Origin of the sequence: Vulcanisaeta sp. JCM 16159 (genome assembly GCF_001316265.1) — an archaeon.
Taxonomy (GTDB): Archaea; Thermoproteota; Thermoprotei; order Thermoproteales; family Thermocladiaceae; genus Vulcanisaeta.
In genome coordinates this window covers 1-15,678 of record NZ_BBDN01000019.1, presented here as the reverse complement: position 1 = coordinate 15,678, position 15,678 = coordinate 1, and the positions used below count along the sequence as shown (strand labels likewise).

At 45.0% G+C, this 15,678-nt stretch carries 15 protein-coding genes, 2 tRNA genes and 4 pseudogenes; 12 read left to right on the top strand and 9 right to left on the bottom strand.

The features are described from left to right. Positions 1-74: 74 nt before the first annotated feature. The 5 genes from JCM16159_RS12715 to JCM16159_RS17985 all read right to left on the bottom strand — a co-directional run bounded on the left by JCM16159_RS12715 (position 75) and on the right by JCM16159_RS17985 (position 3,500). A tRNA-Trp gene (locus JCM16159_RS12715) sits at positions 75-153 on the bottom strand. A 64-nt stretch (positions 154-217) separates the two neighbouring features. Then, positions 218-1,147 carry an alpha/beta hydrolase gene (locus JCM16159_RS12710; protein WP_054858058.1) on the bottom strand — a complete coding sequence of 310 codons (930 nt, stop codon included), beginning with the start codon at positions 1,145-1,147 and terminating at the stop codon, positions 218-220. A gap of 73 nt (positions 1,148-1,220) precedes the next feature. Next, positions 1,221-1,505, bottom strand: a complete 285-nt coding sequence (locus tag JCM16159_RS12705; protein WP_054858059.1) for a FeoA domain-containing protein — start codon at positions 1,503-1,505, stop codon at positions 1,221-1,223. Positions 1,506-1,722: 217 nt separating this feature from the next. After that, positions 1,723-2,388 (bottom strand): nucleoside recognition domain-containing protein, encoded by a 666-nt coding sequence (locus tag JCM16159_RS19755; RefSeq protein ID WP_367834532.1) that lies wholly within the window; start codon positions 2,386-2,388, stop codon positions 1,723-1,725. Then, a complete protein-coding gene (locus JCM16159_RS17985; protein WP_243666903.1) occupies positions 2,343-3,500 on the bottom strand; it encodes a FeoB small GTPase domain-containing protein in 1,158 nt (385 codons plus the stop codon). Before JCM16159_RS17985 ends, JCM16159_RS19755 begins: the two co-directional genes overlap by 46 nt. Before the next feature lie 111 nt (positions 3,501-3,611). Between JCM16159_RS17985 and JCM16159_RS12695 the strand changes: the two genes are divergently transcribed. The 6 genes and pseudogenes from JCM16159_RS12695 (at position 3,612) to JCM16159_RS12675 (ending at position 9,204) form a co-directional block, all read left to right on the top strand. Next, positions 3,612-4,376, top strand: coding sequence for a hypothetical protein (locus JCM16159_RS12695; RefSeq protein WP_054858057.1), 765 nt, complete (start codon positions 3,612-3,614; stop codon positions 4,374-4,376). Positions 4,377-4,454: 78 nt separating this feature from the next. Next, positions 4,455-5,470 (top strand): annotated as a pseudogene (gene hemB / locus JCM16159_RS12690) (porphobilinogen synthase). Positions 5,471-5,568: 98 nt separating this feature from the next. Continuing rightward, a pseudogene (locus JCM16159_RS12685) lies at positions 5,569-6,779 on the top strand (PLP-dependent aminotransferase family protein). A gap of 98 nt (positions 6,780-6,877) precedes the next feature. Continuing rightward, complete coding sequence (locus tag JCM16159_RS12680) at positions 6,878-8,206, top strand: DUF87 domain-containing protein (RefSeq protein WP_243666902.1); 1,329 nt, start codon at positions 6,878-6,880, stop codon at positions 8,204-8,206. Further along, positions 8,176-8,427: a hypothetical protein gene (locus JCM16159_RS17980; protein ID WP_243666901.1), complete on the top strand. Its 252-nt coding sequence runs from the start codon at positions 8,176-8,178 to the stop codon at positions 8,425-8,427. Before JCM16159_RS12680 ends, JCM16159_RS17980 begins: the two co-directional genes overlap by 31 nt. A 33-nt stretch (positions 8,428-8,460) precedes the next feature. Continuing rightward, positions 8,461-9,204 carry a methylenetetrahydrofolate reductase gene (locus tag JCM16159_RS12675; protein ID WP_054858056.1) on the top strand — a complete coding sequence of 248 codons (744 nt, stop codon included), beginning with the start codon at positions 8,461-8,463 and terminating at the stop codon, positions 9,202-9,204. Here the strand turns inward: JCM16159_RS12675 and JCM16159_RS12670 are convergent. The 4 genes and pseudogenes from JCM16159_RS12670 to JCM16159_RS12660 all read right to left on the bottom strand — a co-directional run bounded on the left by JCM16159_RS12670 (position 9,199) and on the right by JCM16159_RS12660 (position 13,124). Further along, positions 9,199-10,157: pseudogene (locus JCM16159_RS12670) on the bottom strand (Mrp/NBP35 family ATP-binding protein). The gene JCM16159_RS12675 and the pseudogene JCM16159_RS12670 overlap by 6 nt on opposite strands. A 55-nt stretch (positions 10,158-10,212) precedes the next feature. Next, positions 10,213-12,428: pseudogene (locus tag JCM16159_RS12665) on the bottom strand (elongation factor EF-2). Between the two features lie 73 nt (positions 12,429-12,501). Further along, positions 12,502-12,675 (bottom strand): hypothetical protein, encoded by a 174-nt coding sequence (locus tag JCM16159_RS17975; protein ID WP_243666900.1) that lies wholly within the window; start codon positions 12,673-12,675, stop codon positions 12,502-12,504. Positions 12,676-12,686: 11 nt separating this feature from the next. After that, positions 12,687-13,124 (bottom strand): hypothetical protein, encoded by a 438-nt coding sequence (locus JCM16159_RS12660; protein ID WP_243666899.1) that lies wholly within the window; start codon positions 13,122-13,124, stop codon positions 12,687-12,689. Between the two features lie 296 nt (positions 13,125-13,420). Between JCM16159_RS12660 and JCM16159_RS17970 the strand changes: the two genes are divergently transcribed. From JCM16159_RS17970 to JCM16159_RS12635, 6 genes are all read left to right on the top strand, one after another. Next, a complete protein-coding gene (locus tag JCM16159_RS17970; protein WP_243666898.1) occupies positions 13,421-13,795 on the top strand; it encodes an MBL fold metallo-hydrolase in 375 nt (124 codons plus the stop codon). Beyond that, the gene (locus JCM16159_RS17965; RefSeq protein WP_243666897.1) at positions 13,771-13,971 is read left to right on the top strand and encodes a hypothetical protein; all 201 of its coding nucleotides are present in this window, start codon (positions 13,771-13,773) and stop codon (positions 13,969-13,971) included. The genes JCM16159_RS17970 and JCM16159_RS17965 overlap by 25 nt, the downstream gene beginning before the upstream one ends. Positions 13,972-14,019: 48 nt before the next feature. After that, entirely contained in the window at positions 14,020-14,298 is a 279-nt protein-coding gene (locus tag JCM16159_RS12650; RefSeq protein ID WP_054858055.1) for a hypothetical protein, read from the top strand. Positions 14,299-14,341: 43 nt separating this feature from the next. Beyond that, positions 14,342-14,926, top strand: coding sequence for a hypothetical protein (locus tag JCM16159_RS12645; RefSeq protein WP_054858054.1), 585 nt, complete (start codon positions 14,342-14,344; stop codon positions 14,924-14,926). Positions 14,927-14,983: 57 nt separating this feature from the next. Beyond that, a complete protein-coding gene (locus JCM16159_RS12640) occupies positions 14,984-15,460 on the top strand; it encodes a MaoC/PaaZ C-terminal domain-containing protein (protein WP_054853237.1) in 477 nt (158 codons plus the stop codon). Between the two features lie 54 nt (positions 15,461-15,514). After that, positions 15,515-15,607: transfer RNA gene (locus JCM16159_RS12635), tRNA-Gln, on the top strand. The last annotated feature ends 71 nt before the right edge of the window (positions 15,608-15,678 follow it).

Sequence of the window (15,678 nt, the reverse complement as noted above, 5' to 3'; positions counted from 1 at the left end):
AGGTTATGGGGTAAGCATGTATTTAAGATCGAGAATGATACGGCATCGGTGTGTTTAGGAGTTGAATGCAAAATTGGTGGGCCCGGTGGGATTTGAACCCACGACCTACGGGTCTGGAGCCCGCCGCTCTGGGCCTTGCTGAGCTACGGGCCCAAGTAGGTATATTCATTATTTGTTTTTAAGTTTTTTTGCGATGTTTGTTATCGATGTGGATTGTTTAATACTTGTTGTAGAATGCTTGTCTCAGTGTTGATCCTATTAGTCCGATTACTGTCCTGGCGTGTGGTATTGGGAAGCCGTAGAATCCATGGGTTACCCCGTTGAATCTTACGGTTACGGTTGGCACCCCCGCCTCGGCTAGTTTTGCTGCGTAGGTTTCTGCGGAGTCCCTTAGTGGGTCGTACTCGGAGGTTATTACTAGGGCTGGTGGTAGGTTGCTTAGGTTGTCAACGAGTATTGGTGAGAACCTTGGGTCGAAGGCGTCGGCTGGGCTCCTTAGGTATGCCTTGTTGAAGAATGCCATTGCCTCACGCTCAAGGAACAAGCCTGTTGAGTATTCCCTAATTGTGTATGATGCCAGGTCAACGCCTACGAATGGGTTTATCAGGACTTGGTACTTTATGGTCGGTTTTAGTCTCTGGTCCCTGGCCATTATTGCCACTACGGCGGCTAGGTTACCGCCTGCGCTATCGCCTCCTATTGCCACCTTCTCCGGGTCTCCATTGATTTCCCTCGCGTGTTCAAGGACCCACTTGGTTGAGTCGAAGGCGTCAATTACGGCTGCGGGGAACTTATGCTCGGGTGCTAATCTATAATCCACGGAAACCACCACACAGTCGCAGGCCAAGGCTAACTCTCTGCATAGTGGGTCGTAGGTCTCTACGTCACCTATCACGAAGCCACCACCATGTAGATAAACAAGTACGCCGAAGTCGCCGCCCTCCCTAGGTATGTAGACTCTGGCGGGTATCTTCGTCTCACTACCTGGTATGGTTATATCGTAGGCCTTGTAAATGGGTCTCCTTGGTTGTGATGTGAAGAATGCCCTGAACATTCTCCTAAACTCGTCAAGCGGCATCTTCGTCATTTGGGGCATTACCTTGTTTAGTTCCTCGAGTATTTTCCTAACCGCTGGGTCCAGAGGCATATTTGCTAGTGCAGGTTGAGGCTCTAAAGTATTTGCTCTATATAGATATTGAATTAAATATAAAGGCGAAAAATCAAAGTCTCCAGCCTCGTCTCCACCTGTGTCTATGTCTAGCGGGTTCTGGCATCGATATAATAGTTACAAACGTATTAGACGCAGTATCGGCGTCAAGCACGATTACGGACCCATCCTCTCTCTGGGCCAGAACTGGGCCGCAGGGCATGCTTATTAGTACTTTAACAATTGAACCACTCATTAGGCCAAGGTCGATTAACCTATCACTGCCAGGTCTAACGATTCTCACTATTGAGTTGTTTGGTGCTTTATTTATCGGTATGCCTTCACTGCCCGCGTACATGTAAATCACCCTAACGTAATTATTAATGTAATATAGTATGAAACATACGCTAATCCCAATGCTATTAGGAATTGAAGAATAGTATTAATCACCGTAAGTTTCAAACCGACAACCTGCCTCTCCGTGATGAGTGTGGCAATACATGGTGAGTAGAATGTTGTGAAAACTATGAGGGCTATGGCTGATGGCAGTGAAATAAATGATCTTATGGCATATATCAGCCACCCTCCTCAACGCCGTAGAGTAGAGCCAATGTACTCAACACAACCTCCTTAAATACGTATCCGTAAACTAACGCCGCAGAGAATTGCCAGGGTATACCAATTGGGCTTAATAATGGTGCCATGGCGTTACCTATTACGCCAAGCCACGTCTGTTTAAGAAGTGTAGGACTACCGAGGGCTTCAGGGCCTATCACACCACCCGGTCCACTTATTGAGAGGAACCACATTATTATTACGAAAATCACTATTAGCGTTCCAGCCCTAGATAAAAATTCATAGGTGTAATGCCAGATCTTCTTAATGAATGCTTTATGTAATGGTAATACTAATGGAGGTAATGTGTAGGAGTACGGCACACTTTTACCTATGAATCTTAAACGTACCTTTGAGAAACTCGATATGATAATCACGCCAATCAGTGCTACGGCGTAGGGCAATACCACAACAAGGCCCATTAAATGCGGCAGTACGGCAGCCGCTATTAATGATATTATCACAAACCTGGCCGTGCATGGTATGTAGGGTATCATTAAGGCAGTGAGTACTCTATCCCTGGTGCTTGGCATTGCCTTTGTGGCGGTTATAGCCGGTACATTGCATCCAGAGCCGGCAATTAAGTAAATAAGCCTCTTGAGGGTATACCAATGCGTCTTAACCACCTTTCTATTGGAAATGATATCCTCACAATCAACCCAGAATCTTCTATGAATGCTATTAGGAGGGCAACTCCAAAGACGTAGGGTATAAAGTCTATTAATGTGGCAATTCCACTCCATATCCCATCTACGATTAATGATTTAATTAATTCATTAGTTACGTAACTCGCAACAATACTATCTATTGGCAATGAATCAAGGAACATTGATAGCAGGTCCACCAGGGGTTCTAGGGCTAGGAATATGGTCTCAGCCAACGCAAATAGTAATAAGATAGAGATAATAGGGCCATATTTCGGGTTCAGGAATAATTCATCGTATTTGCTAATCAAGGGCTTTCTACCCTTTAAAACGAACTTATTAATGAAAGATCTCACAGCGTTCCATCGCATGGCCGCAACGTAACTACTTACGTCCCCAACCTCTTTACGAGCATTCTCAATAATTTGCCTAACATAGTCGTTATTTAGTAGGTTACCCATTAGCTCCCTCGTAACTGGGTTATCACTAAGTGTCTCTATCGCGAGTCCCCGCGATACCCCCAAAGCATTGGCTAAATCCTCTATGTATTTCTCGAGCTTATCATAATTAACCACACGTACATTACCCTGCCCTACATCACGTATTTTAATAATCATATTCCTCAAAACATCTAATCCAGAACCCCTAACGGCTATTGTAGGTAATACGGGTATTCCCAATGCCTTACTTAACCCCTCAATATCATATCGAAAGCCACTCCTTGATGCTAAATCCATCATATTAAGAACAAGGATTACAGGCTTACCTAACTCCATGACTTGAATAAGTAGGTAGAGGGTTTGCTCAGGATCAAGTGCTGACCCAACCACTACTATACCATCATAATTACCCCGTAGTATCTCCCTAGCAGCCACGGCCTCATCGACCATGCTGGCCCTAAGGCTGTAGGTGCCTGGTAGGTCTATGATTGATACCTTAATACCATCAATGCTGTATTCCACTTTATTTATTGAGACCGTGGTGCCTGGGTAATTAGCCGTATTAATAGTAACGCCACTAAGTTCATTAAATATGGTGGACTTACCACAATTTGGTACACCAGCAATGAGAACTTTAATGACGTCGTTTCGCATTTACTTATCGATTAACCACAATGATAAACCACTTAAAAACTATTCTTTAAGCTGAATTAGGGTTACCCTAACAGAAGGGTTTATAATTTCCATTAGGGTAGGCCTAATGATATGCAGGGAACCATTTTCTCAAGTAAGTCATCGAAGATATGGCTTTTAGCAGGCATTATATCGGTGGCTATAATCATCGCCATAATGTCAATGCCTGAAGTGCTTGAACCACTTGCTAAGTACATAGTCAAGTCCATGGGACCCTACTGGCTACTTGCCGTGCTTATCGTTGGCGTGATACATGGTTTAAAGCCTGATGAGCATACCTGGCCAATAACCGTGTCTTACGGCCTAATGCAGAGGAGTGTGAGGGGTGTTATCGCCGCTGTTTCTGTATTCGCCGGAGCCCTAACCCTAGTGTGGACCTTAATGAGCGCCTTGGTTGGCGAGTTAATGGGTTTACTTAATACCTCGGTTCTCGACCCGTATGTCGACATAATCGTTGGGTTAACCATGATTGGAGTCGCTGCATACCTAGTGTTTGGGAAGCATGGGGATCACCATGATGTTAAGACCGCGGATTACAGGCTCATATGGATCCATGGCTTAGCCGCGGCGTTCGGCGGCGACTTCTTCATTGTTCTAATACTGACCATAGCCATTGTCCCCATGATTACGGCCGGGCTATCATTCCTCGTTGGTTTCATGTTCGGCTTCGGTTCCTGGCTTGCCCAGACCATCATAGTGCTGGCTATCTATAAGGGCGTCGTTAAGAGCGTTGGTGATTGGAGTGTTGTGGCTGAGGCTGGTAGGATCGCCCTTGGCATACTGGGCTTGTTCATGATTGGGCTTGGCATTTATTCATTTTTCACCCCCAGCGGTTAGGGGAAGCACTATTTTTAAACTGGTACTTGGCGCCTCAATGCTGTGGTTGCTACTGAAAGTATTAGGTTGAGGAGTTACTTGTTTAATTACCCTGTTAATAGGCCCAGGAGACTTAGGTCAAGCGTCCTCATCAGGAATATGGTTGCTGAGACAATGCTTAGGCCTGATGACTTCGTGATGCCCATATTCGTTAGGGAGGACATTAATGAGCCAGAGCCTATTAAGTCACTGCCTGGGCAGTACAGGTGGCCCCTTAATGACAAGTTGATTAACTTCGTTGATCAGTTGGTTAGTTCTGGCATTAGGTCTATTATTTTATTCGGCATACCTGAGCATAAGGATGAGTGGGGTAGTTCGGCGTATGATGAGCATGGCATAATACAGAGGACTATTAGATTCCTTAAGGACTCCTTCGAGGATAGACTCGTCGTAATGGCTGACGTATGCCTCTGTGAGTACACGGACCATGGGCATTGCGGCATTGTTAAGAAGTTGCCGGATGGTAGGTACATAGTTGATAATGACTCAACAATAGAGCTCTACGCCAAGACCGCGGTGACCTACGCTGAGTCTGGTGTCGATGTTGTTGCGCCGTCCGGCATGATGGATGGGCAGGTTAAGGCCATTAGGGAGGCCCTTGATAGGGCTGGCTTTAGTGACGTTGTCATAATGGCCTATAGCGCCAAGTATGCGAGTTCGTTCTACGGCCCATTCAGGGAGCTGCAGCCAGTGCGCCTAAGTTTGGTGATAGGCGTAGTTACCAAATGGACCCGAGGAATGCGCATGAGGCCCTTAAGGAGGTCGCCATGGACATTAATGAGGGCGCTGACATAGTCATGGTTAAGCCAGCAACGCTTTACCTCGATGTCATCAGGCTCGTGAAGCAGAACTTCCCGGAGATGCCACTCGCCGCTTACCAGGTTAGTGGTGAGTATGCCATGCTTAAGGCAGCGATAATGAATGGCTGGCTTGATGAGAGGAAGGCCGTTCTTGAGTCATTAATCGCCATTAGGAGGGCTGGAGCAGATTTAATAATCACGTACTTTGCGAAGGACGCTGTTAATTATCTTGATGAAATTGAGAGACTCTTCTAATCAATGTCTTGATCTAAAAATAAGTATTTATTCAATATACTTATTTTTATTCTAGAGAAAGCAATATAAATCCCTCTAACCACATCATGGCGACCAGTATGAATATCAATGAATTTCTATCGGATAGGTCAAAGCTCATGAAGGCTTCTGAGATTAGGGAGTTACTGAAGTGGGTTACCGAGAATGTTATCTCCTTTGGTGGCGGGATGCCAGACCCATCTTCATTTCCGGCCAAGGAAATAATGGAAGTCACGAAAGACGTACTCACGACAAAGGCCGAGAAGGCCCTTCAATACGGAACCACTGGCGGTGTTTTGGAATTGAAGGAGGAATTGACGAAGTTCATGGATAAGGTGGGGATTAAGGTTGATGGTCCCGAGAACATAATAATCACGGTTGGTAGTCAGGAAGCACTTGACATAGTTGGCAGGTTATTCATTAACCCTGGGGATTACGTAATAACCGAGAGCCCCACATACCTAGCAGCCCTCCAGGCTTTAGGATATACGGCCCAAGGATAATTGGTGTGCCAATGGATGAATACGGCATTAAGGTTGATGTTCTTGAAGGCGTCATTAAGAAGGTAATTGAGGATGGCGGCAAACTTAAGTTCATATATGTGGTGCCCACGGGGCAGAATCCGACGGGTATCACGATGAGTATGGAGAGGAGGAAGGCACTGCTCGAGATAGCAAGTAGGTACGACTTATTGATAATTGAGGATGACCCATACGGCTACATATACTTCGGTGATGAGGAGCCGCCAATGAGACTTAAGGCGATGGATAGTGAGGGTAGGGTTATTTATCTATCCACGTTCAGTAAGATCGCCGCGCCTGGGCTTAGGCTTGGTTGGGTTGCGGCTAGTGATGAGGTTATTAAGTGGTTCGAGCTTGCTAAGCAGTCCATTGACCTACACACATCAACGCTTAACCAGTACATAGCCGCTGAGTTATTGAGGAGGGGCGTCATTGAGAGGAACATACCGAGGATTAAGGAGATCTATAGGACCAAGAGGGACCTAATGCTTCAAGCGTTGAATGAGTACATGCCTGAGGGCGTTACCTGGACCAAGCCATCGGCCGGCATGTTCATTTGGTTAACAACGCCCAAGAAAATAGACACGGGGGAGATGCTTGGCACGGCTATTAAGAAGTATGGTGTTGCATATGTGCCTGGCAAGTCATTCTACCCAAATGAGGATAGGCACAACGACATGAGACTTAACTTCACATATCCAACACCGCAGCAGATTTTTGAGGGTATCAGGAGACTAGCACTGGTCGTTAAGGAGTATCTATCTCAATAGTTTCAGTTTTTCTTAGTATTTTCTTATTGGTTTCACGATAGGTTTATTGCAATTATGTTAATGAATCCTTATAAGTTACTAAGTAGTTTACTAATGTAATGCAAAGAAGTGATAATAACTCAATTAATAGATCGGAAATTAATAAACTAGGCGATGTGATAGGTATCGTTGAAAAAGGCATTAATGAAAGCAATAAATTAATACTAACTGTTGGTTCAAAACTTAGTTATAACGACTTAGTCAGTAAATTCTTCATAGGTTCGTACATCATAATGGTAAATCCTTCAACAGGCAGTGAAATCCTCCTCAGGATTAATAAGGTTGAACCTGTCATAAATCCACCACCATCAATAAGAGGCGCGAACCCGACATATATTAAGGTAATTGGTGACCCCGTAATCTCACGGATCAAGGAGGGTGGGACCTTCCGTTTTGTATCGCTGTCAGTAATACCTATTATAGGTAGCTTGGTTGTTTATCCTTACATTGATGTAATTAAGGAATTCCTTGGATTGATGGGCAATCTATTATTTGGTAGGGCATTGATTAATGGGTATGAAGTACCAATAATGCTTAATGAAGAGGCGCTTAATAAGGGCTTATTAATAATGGGACAGCCAGGTTGTGGTAAGTCCCTCTTTATTAAGAAATTAATTAAGGAGCTGTACTCAACAAGCCATTATGAAAATATTATAGTATTTGATAGAACAGGTGAGTATGCAAAGTATCTAGTTGATAATGGAATTGACGCGTCAGTACTGGTTCCGCTGGATGTGATGAAATTAGGTAGACCAATAGATATTGATGAGTTGAAGAATTACGTGGTTGATAAGTTACGCATGCTAGGCTTTCGTAAAAAGAAGGCTAAAATTTCAATAATCAAGTCGAGAAGTGACGGCATTAAATTCAATGTTGCTTTTCAAGATGGAGGCGTCGGTAAATTAAGTATTATACCATTATCAATTCGGTTTAGATGGTTTATAGAAAGAGCAATTAATTATTTAGACCCGGAGGTTAGGTATGTTGTTATAACGTTAATGATATCAAACGATAAAGCACTTAATACGGTGCAAAGCTTCATCAGCGCTATTAAGGATCCTGAGCTAATTAATGCAATAGGAAGAGGCCCTATAAATAAGGCCATTGACCTTGCATACTCATTAAGGGATTCGGGATTCTTTGATGCCATTGTTAATGTTGGTAAGGAGGATGTAGAACTTTCTGTTTTTAGCCCAATGAGGGCCCTAAAGAGTAGGGTAGTGCTTATTGATCTTCACGAACTTCCCAGCTCGTTAATTGGCATATATGAAATAATCCTCATAGAGGACATTATTAAGTGGTTCATGAGTTCAAGAGATAATAAGGTTGTTATGGTTGTGGACAATGCCGAAGGCTTATGGGCAATAAGGACCTACTGGATGCGCTGATTAATAGTGTTAGGATTGGTAGATCCCACGGCATTCACTTCATAGTAGCCACTAGGTTATTTTCACGGAGATTATATATGGAGTTTGGTAATCTCATGATAATGAGAATGAATACTTCAATAAAACTTAGTTGTCCCGATGGCCTAAACCTCCTCAATAACGAGTTCGTTCTAGTATCTCCACTGCTGAATATTAATTGTATAAAGGGCTCAATAGCGTAATTCTTAATTAACGGCTATAGTCCTTATAAACATATGGCAACTATAATAGCCGAGTTACCACCATTAAGAAGAATTGACAACGCAAGTAATTACTTAAGCATGATAAGTAGTGTTGTTGATTATGTAACGCATGTAGACATCCCTGATTCCACATTTGCAACCCCATCAGCGAATGCGGTACTCATAGGCGCATTGATCAGGCATAGTTATGGTAATGTCGAAGTTATAGCTAACATCAGAGTAGCCGATCACAATAAGGTTGGGCTTACGGCATTAATAATGGGCGGTCTAGCGAATGGCGTTAGGAATTACCTATTGATGAGGGGTGATCTTGGGCCTGGCGTTACGGCAGTCCCTGATTTAACACCAATAAGTGCCATCAATTACCTAAGGAGTATTGAACAAGTCGGTGGTGCTAAGTTCGGCATCTCCATATCTAACTTTGATGAAAGTTACATAAGGGAAAGGTTGGGTGTAAAACCCGACTTTGCGATGTTACAGTACACATTATCAATGGATGATCTAATGAGGGCACTTAAGGTGAGTAGGGAGTTCAATGTTGATGTTTACCCAGCACTACTAATAATAACCAGTAAATCAGCAAAGGTAATAGGCAGAATACTTAATACCAAAGTCCCGGTAAAGCCAGACCCAATAGGTGATGCCGCTAGGAGAGCCCGTGAATTACTTCAATACTTCCCTGGTGTTTATCTGTCAGCACCTGGTGATTTTGATGCAATAGTGGAAACAGCCAAGGCCCTAAGGCAGTATTTATGATTCATCCTGGTCCTCATTTTCCTCCTCGCCAGGTAACTTAAGTAATGACCTTACCTGCTTCTTAGCAGTGGTTTCGACCTTAGCCTCAAGCTTATCCCTATACATGGCTATTATCGTATCCACAATGCTCAGTATTGCCCTAGCCGTATCCGACGTGGAGTACTTCATTAGGAAGGGCTCGCCAAGGTCATTGGACTCCCCAATCCTTGGGTCAAGAGGTATCATGCCGAGGTACGGCACGCCGTACTTATCAGCCATCTCCTTACCAATCAACTTCCCAAAGATGTAGTACGTCTTCCCGGACTCAGGCAGTAGAAGCAGCACATGTTCTCAACGACGCCGGTTACTGGTATCTTAACCTTCCTCGAGAAATCAATGGCCTTCTGCACAATCCTCTTCGAAACATCGCTTGGCGCCGTCACTATTATGCTACCAGTCATCTCATTGGCAAGGGCCTGTGCTATTGTTAACGGCGCATCACCGGTACCCGGTGGTAAATCAATAAACAAGGCATCCAACTCACCCCAATGTACATTACCTAGGAAGTCCTTAATCGCCCTATCAACTAGCGGGCCCCTCCAAATGACGGCCGTATCGTCAGTGGGCAGTAGGAAGTCCATGGAGACCACCTTTATGCCGAATGGGCCTTCGGCAGGTATTATCTTCTCATCCTCACTAAGGTAGAGATTAGCGCCAACTAGACCGAGTAGTTTCGGTATTGTTGGGCCATACACATCAGCATCAAGTATGCCAACCCTGTACCCCCTCATTGCAAAGCCCAGTGCCAGGCTTGCCGTGACGAAGCTCTTACCAACACCGCCCTTACCACTCATTATTGCGAATTTAGTCTTAATGGTCTTCATTGTCTGGGCTATCTCGCCTGTGTCTAATGGCCCTGCCTTCTGCACAGAGACCTTGATCTTACCCCCGCCTTGACTACCTTGTGATGACATGTGTATTACATCTACACTTGATGTATTTAAAAATCAAACTCCTTTAGCCATTATTCTAGTATTGCGATATGAAGTCCTCAACCTTCGGAATCTCCTTAGGCAATCCCTTCCTTTCCCTTACCTTCATCACCATATCAACAAGCATGTTCTCAGGGACTGGGGACCACCTCGCGAACTGAAGGCTCCAGAACACCCTACCGGCAGTGGCGCTTCTAAGCTCGTCACTTAGGGTGAACGACTCCATAACAGGTATCTCACCCTTAATCGTCACCATGTACTCGGACTGAACCATATCAATGACCTTACCCCTATGCCTATTCAACACGCCAATCACCGAGCCAATGTTCTCCTGCGTTGTCTTAGCCTCTATCGACAGCATTGGCTCAAGCAGCGTCGGCTTGGCCGCCAGTATTCCAGCCATTATCGCATTCTTCGTTGCAGGCATTATCTGGGCCGGACCCTGTGCGCTGGGTCCTCGTGAACCACCGCATCATGCAGTATCACCTTTATACCCCTAACGGGCTCCTGGGCCAGTGGGCCTGCCTGTATCGACCACCTAAAGCCCTGCACAATGTAATCCCTAATCTCCCTTAGGTACTGAATACCCGTTGTCTTATCAACAAAGACATTGATGTACTGCTCATCGACAGCCCATATGCCCCTGGCCTCATCAGCATCCCAACCAGCCTTCTCCCTAAGTATCTTGGCCCTATCCCTCGGGTCCTGGTCGTCAGTAACCTCGCCAAACTGAATTAACCTAATGGTCTCCTCATCAAGCGGCTCAACACTTATGTAAAGCTATTGTGCTTATTCGGCGACTTCCCCTCAAACGTTGGTGACGCGGCCCTGACGGTCTCCCTAAACCTAACCAGCGGCTGCGATACCGTGAAGTCCAGCTTAGTCCTCTCCCTGAGTAGCCAAGTGGCTATCTCCAGGTGTAGCGTACCAACACCACTAAGCAGTACCTGACCCGTCTCCTCATCAATCTTCAGGCTTAGTGTTGGGTCCTCAATCGTTAATTCCCTAAGGCCCTCAACGAGCTTCGCCAGGTCATTCGGGTTCTTGGGCTCTATGGCCACCGTGACCACGGGCTCACTTATGTACTTCATCCTCTCGAATGGAGCAGCCACATCCTTAATCGAGGCAGCCACTATGGTCTCGCCAGCCCTCGCATCATCAACACCCAGTAAGGCAACTATGTTACCGGCCGGCACCTCAGGTATTACAATCCTATTTGGACCCATGTATAGGTAAGTCTGTAAAACTCTCTTTGCTGTCTTGGCATTTATCAGGTAGACCTCGTCACCCTCCTAATAGTGCCACTGAAAACCCTGCCAGTGGCTATTAAGCCAGCGTGCGGATCCTTATTCATCTTACTGACGGCTATCACCGTCGGCCCATCTGGGTCAGCCTCAAGCAATGCCTTACCAAGTGGTGAGTTCAAGTCGCCCCTCCATATCTTCGGTATCCTATACTTCTGGGCTACGTTTGGTGGTGGTACGTGCTCAACAATCATGTTCAAGATAGCCTATATAGTGGGAATTCCTGCGCCAGTTCATCGACGTAGTTCTTCTCGTAGGCATCAACGATATTACTGAACTTAAGCCCCGCCTTAGCGGCCTGCGGTATCGTCACACCCCACTTATGGAGCGCTGAGCCAAGCGCGACCTGCCCCTTGGATGGATCAACCTTCCACTTGTCCTTGAAGGCTGGGTCCGCGTACATGTCGATTAGGTTGTTAAAGTCCTTAACTATCTCAATAATCCTCTGCTGGATCTCGTTTGGGTTAAGCCTAAGCTCCTTGATTAACCTATCAATCTTATTAATAAAGAGTACAGGCCTAACCATCTCCTCCATTGCCTGCCTAACCACGGTCTCCGTCTGCGTCATAACACCCTCAACGGCGTCGACAACGACGAGTGCGCCATCCATAACCCTGAGGGACCTCGTAACATGACCTGTGAAGTCCACGTGGCCTGGCGTATCAACGAAATTGATTATGTACGGCTTACCCTCATACTCGAAGTACAGGCTTATGTTGGCGGCCTTAACAGTCATCTGCCTCAATTGCTCGATCTCGACGTAGTCCATTGCCAAGGCCTTACCAGCGACCTTGGGACTGAGTAGGCCGGCACCCATTAGCAGTGAGTCTGTGGTTGTTGTCTTGCCGTGATCAACATGCGCCAAAGTACCTGCGTTCCTCACCTGGGCGGGATTTCGCATCATTGATAGTATATCCTCGATTTTCTTCTCAATGATCCTAACTGCCATCGATAATCACAACCCAGCGTTAAGTAGTCCTAATAAACCTTTCTGATGACGATATGGACAATGCCAAGTGAGGTTATTCATGATTCACCAAGTACCTACTACACGTGTTGATTAATGAATTCAATGAGTCAGAACAATTGAGGTAATACTCGGCATTAATTGAGTAATTAGTAATTAACCTATTTAATTCATTAATAATAAGCTCCCTCGAAACCCCCGAGTATCCTCTCTTACATTCTATTCCCAATGAATAATCAATCAACAGGTAATAGGTAGATGGTATGGCAATTTCCAGAGGCAAGGTCTCCAGTAGTAATTCCTTAGCCACGCTAAGGTGAATACTGCCATGCCTAAGGTAATGCCACCACCAACACCGACCAAGTGGGCAATTTCGTGAGCAAGGACCTGCCAACCCCAGTAGGCAGCGCAATCACCAAACTCACGCCTAATACGACTAACCCCAATGTGGATGCTGACGGACCTAAACCTCCTAATATACATTACATAACCATAAACACGCCTATAACCTACATTACCATGAACATAAACACTACGTAAGTCCCCAGGAACACCAAAGTAATAGGCATTATTAAACATAGAAATTACAAAGCCCACGATTCGCCTAGCACCAGTTCCATAGGCATTGAGCAAACTAATGATGGAATAACTAACATTATAACTAACGCCATTGCTCAATACCTTAATCCACAGTGAGGAGACAACGACATTAATTTATAAGTAAAACCCCACGGGTCAGTTCCAGGCTAATCTCCTCACTAATCGGCGGAGGTGCATATCATCATTAAGTAATTAATGACTGACTATGCTTATAAAGTATTTAGCGCCATAAAGATAATGGTCAAGTGAATTAAACTCACAGTAATTAACGACAACAAACCAAACCCACCACTACTAAATGACTGGGGTTGGAGCGTGCTTATCGAGACGGATAAATGGGTATTGCTTTATGATGCTGATACGGAGCCAGGGTTATGGAGAATAACATCAAGGCCTTAGGCATAGACCTCAATAGTATTGATGCGGCTTTCCTCAGTCATTATCATGCTGATCATTATGGCGGGTTCAAATACGTTGGTGAGGTTAGGAGGGGATTGACTGTTTATGTCCCAGAGGTTGATAACGTACTACGTAGATGGGGCCTTAACCCAGTTACGGTTAGGGATTCCCGAGAGGTGCTTGAGGATGCCATGACCACGGGAGTCATGAGCGGTGTGGGCATTCGTGAACACTCATTAATTGTTAGGTTGGATGGTTATGGCTCAGTCGTAGTTGTTGGCTGCTCTCACCCAGGCATTGATAACATCGTGAGGAGGAGCATGAGTTGCTCGGTGATGTTTACCTGGTAATTGGTGGTTTTCATGGTCCATCCACGCAACAGCTTGATGTTGTTGCTAAGTACTCAAAGTATGTATGTCCAGCGCATTGTTCTGGTGATGAGGCTAGGCACTACGTGAGTGTGAATTATGGAGATAAGTACTGTGATGTTAAGACGGGGACGGTAATTAACCTGCCAATGAGGTGATTCAACCAGAATGGTTCTTAAATTAGTGGGTAATATCGTTGATTAATAATGGTTAGTAAGGACGTGATCTTTGACGAGGTTAGGAGGGTTGGTAGGGAGTGGGTGATTAGGGGTAGGGTTAGGAGTAGGTCTAGGCCAAGTATCTGGCATGGTGTTGAGGTTAGGATTAGGAGGTTGAGGAGTGGTGAGGTTGCCATAGTCGGTAGGTGTGATTGTGAGGCGTTTACTAAGGGTCACATGGTTTGTTGGCATATACTTCATTTAGCCAACGTTTTCATTAGGAATAGGCGTAAATTAATTAATGGCCTCGGCGTGACAGTTAATTAGCAATAGAAAAAGCTTTAAGCAAAAAGTCCAACAACTCAATGATATGCTTAGCCTACTGGCAATTGCAGTATTCATATACCTGACCGGGAATGGTTCGCAAGTCATGATAAATATAACGACTCAGTCACCGGTAATGCTAGTGAACATAACACTACCTGTACAACCCCTAGGCCCAATAACTGTTGTGAATAGTACCGGCCAGTTAATACCATTTTACGTAAGGGGCAATCAATTATACACCACAACGGTAGGCCCAGGCAACATAACAATAACATACACACCATACATAGATACCCTAAGCAATGGAACATTACAACTCCAGGTAAACACAGACTACGAAACCCAAATCTTCATGGCCAATAACGTACTACCAACATCAATACCAATAAACATACAGAACTTCCAAGTCACAGGCAATGGAGCAATCATAACATTGGCACCAGGGAACTACACAATAAACTTCATAATAACAGGCCAGGTAAACACTACGAAGGCATCGACCACACAGCAGCCCGTAAGGACAGCCACAACACAGCCAGTACCTTTCTCGACCCTTGACTACGTAATAGTCATAGTAATAGTAGTACTGCTCCTATCAATACTACTAATCATTAGACGCAGGAGATAATTACAAGGAGAATAGAGACAAAACATTAATAATTAATAAAATCAATACTGAGTAACCATGAGCTTAAAAACACCACCATACACGTTCGATGATTTCCAGGTAGGCATGAAAATGAAGTCCCAGGGATTAACCATAACGGAGTCACACATCGTACAATTCGCAGAACTAACAGGCGATTACAATCCACTACACGTGGATGACGTATTCGCAAGAGAAACAATATTCGAGGGAAGGGTTGCACATGGACTACTCGTGCAGTCACTTGCCGTAGGCCTTTTCGCACCGCTTGTGGCAGGGACTACAATAGCCCTACTTGAGGTTAACTCAAGGTTCCTGAGACCCGTTAAGATTGGCGATACAATATACGTGGAGTCCGAGGTAATCGATAAGAAACCAAGCGAAAAATACAACGGCGGAATAATAACCTTCAAACATGAGGTTAAAAACCAAAGAGGAGAAACCGTAGCCACGATAGACGTAAAACTACTAATAGCAAGAGGACCAGCAACAAAGAAGAACGTACTCAAGACATAAGACCGTAAAACATGACAAGTAGCGCTTTTAAACTGGTTCTTTGCCTCTGTTATTAGCCGGGTCGTCTAGCGGCCAAGGATGGCGGGCTTTGGACCCGGCAGGGGTAGAAACCCGTTGACCCCGGTTCGAATCCGGGCCCGGCTACCAATACCGAATCGTTTTCGGTCTTCGCATCAGTCGTTTTCGGAAGACTTAAATACATCCTAATCAGTTGTTTT

Bases quoted from the DNA above. Each gene is read 5' to 3' on its own strand.
- JCM16159_RS17980 (WP_243666901.1), top strand. From the start codon at position 8,176: ATGGGCAATAAGGACCTACTGGATGCGCTGATTAATAGTGTTAGGATT.
- JCM16159_RS12650 (WP_054858055.1), top strand. From the start codon at position 14,020: ATGGTTAGTAAGGACGTGATCTTTGACGAGGTTAGGAGGGTTGGTAGG.
- JCM16159_RS12645 (WP_054858054.1), top strand. From the start codon at position 14,342: ATGCTTAGCCTACTGGCAATTGCAGTATTCATATACCTGACCGGGAAT.
- JCM16159_RS17970 (WP_243666898.1), top strand. From the start codon at position 13,421: ATGGAGAATAACATCAAGGCCTTAGGCATAGACCTCAATAGTATTGAT.
- JCM16159_RS12640 (WP_054853237.1), top strand. From the start codon at position 14,984: ATGAGCTTAAAAACACCACCATACACGTTCGATGATTTCCAGGTAGGC.
- JCM16159_RS12695 (WP_054858057.1), top strand. From the start codon at position 3,612: ATGCAGGGAACCATTTTCTCAAGTAAGTCATCGAAGATATGGCTTTTA.
- JCM16159_RS12675 (WP_054858056.1), top strand. From the start codon at position 8,461: ATGGCAACTATAATAGCCGAGTTACCACCATTAAGAAGAATTGACAAC.
- JCM16159_RS17985 (WP_243666903.1), bottom strand. From the start codon at position 3,500: ATGCGAAACGACGTCATTAAAGTTCTCATTGCTGGTGTACCAAATTGT.
- JCM16159_RS12680 (WP_243666902.1), top strand. From the start codon at position 6,878: ATGCAAAGAAGTGATAATAACTCAATTAATAGATCGGAAATTAATAAA.
- JCM16159_RS12705 (WP_054858059.1), bottom strand. From the start codon at position 1,505: ATGTACGCGGGCAGTGAAGGCATACCGATAAATAAAGCACCAAACAAC.
- JCM16159_RS12710 (WP_054858058.1), bottom strand. From the start codon at position 1,147: ATGCCTCTGGACCCAGCGGTTAGGAAAATACTCGAGGAACTAAACAAG.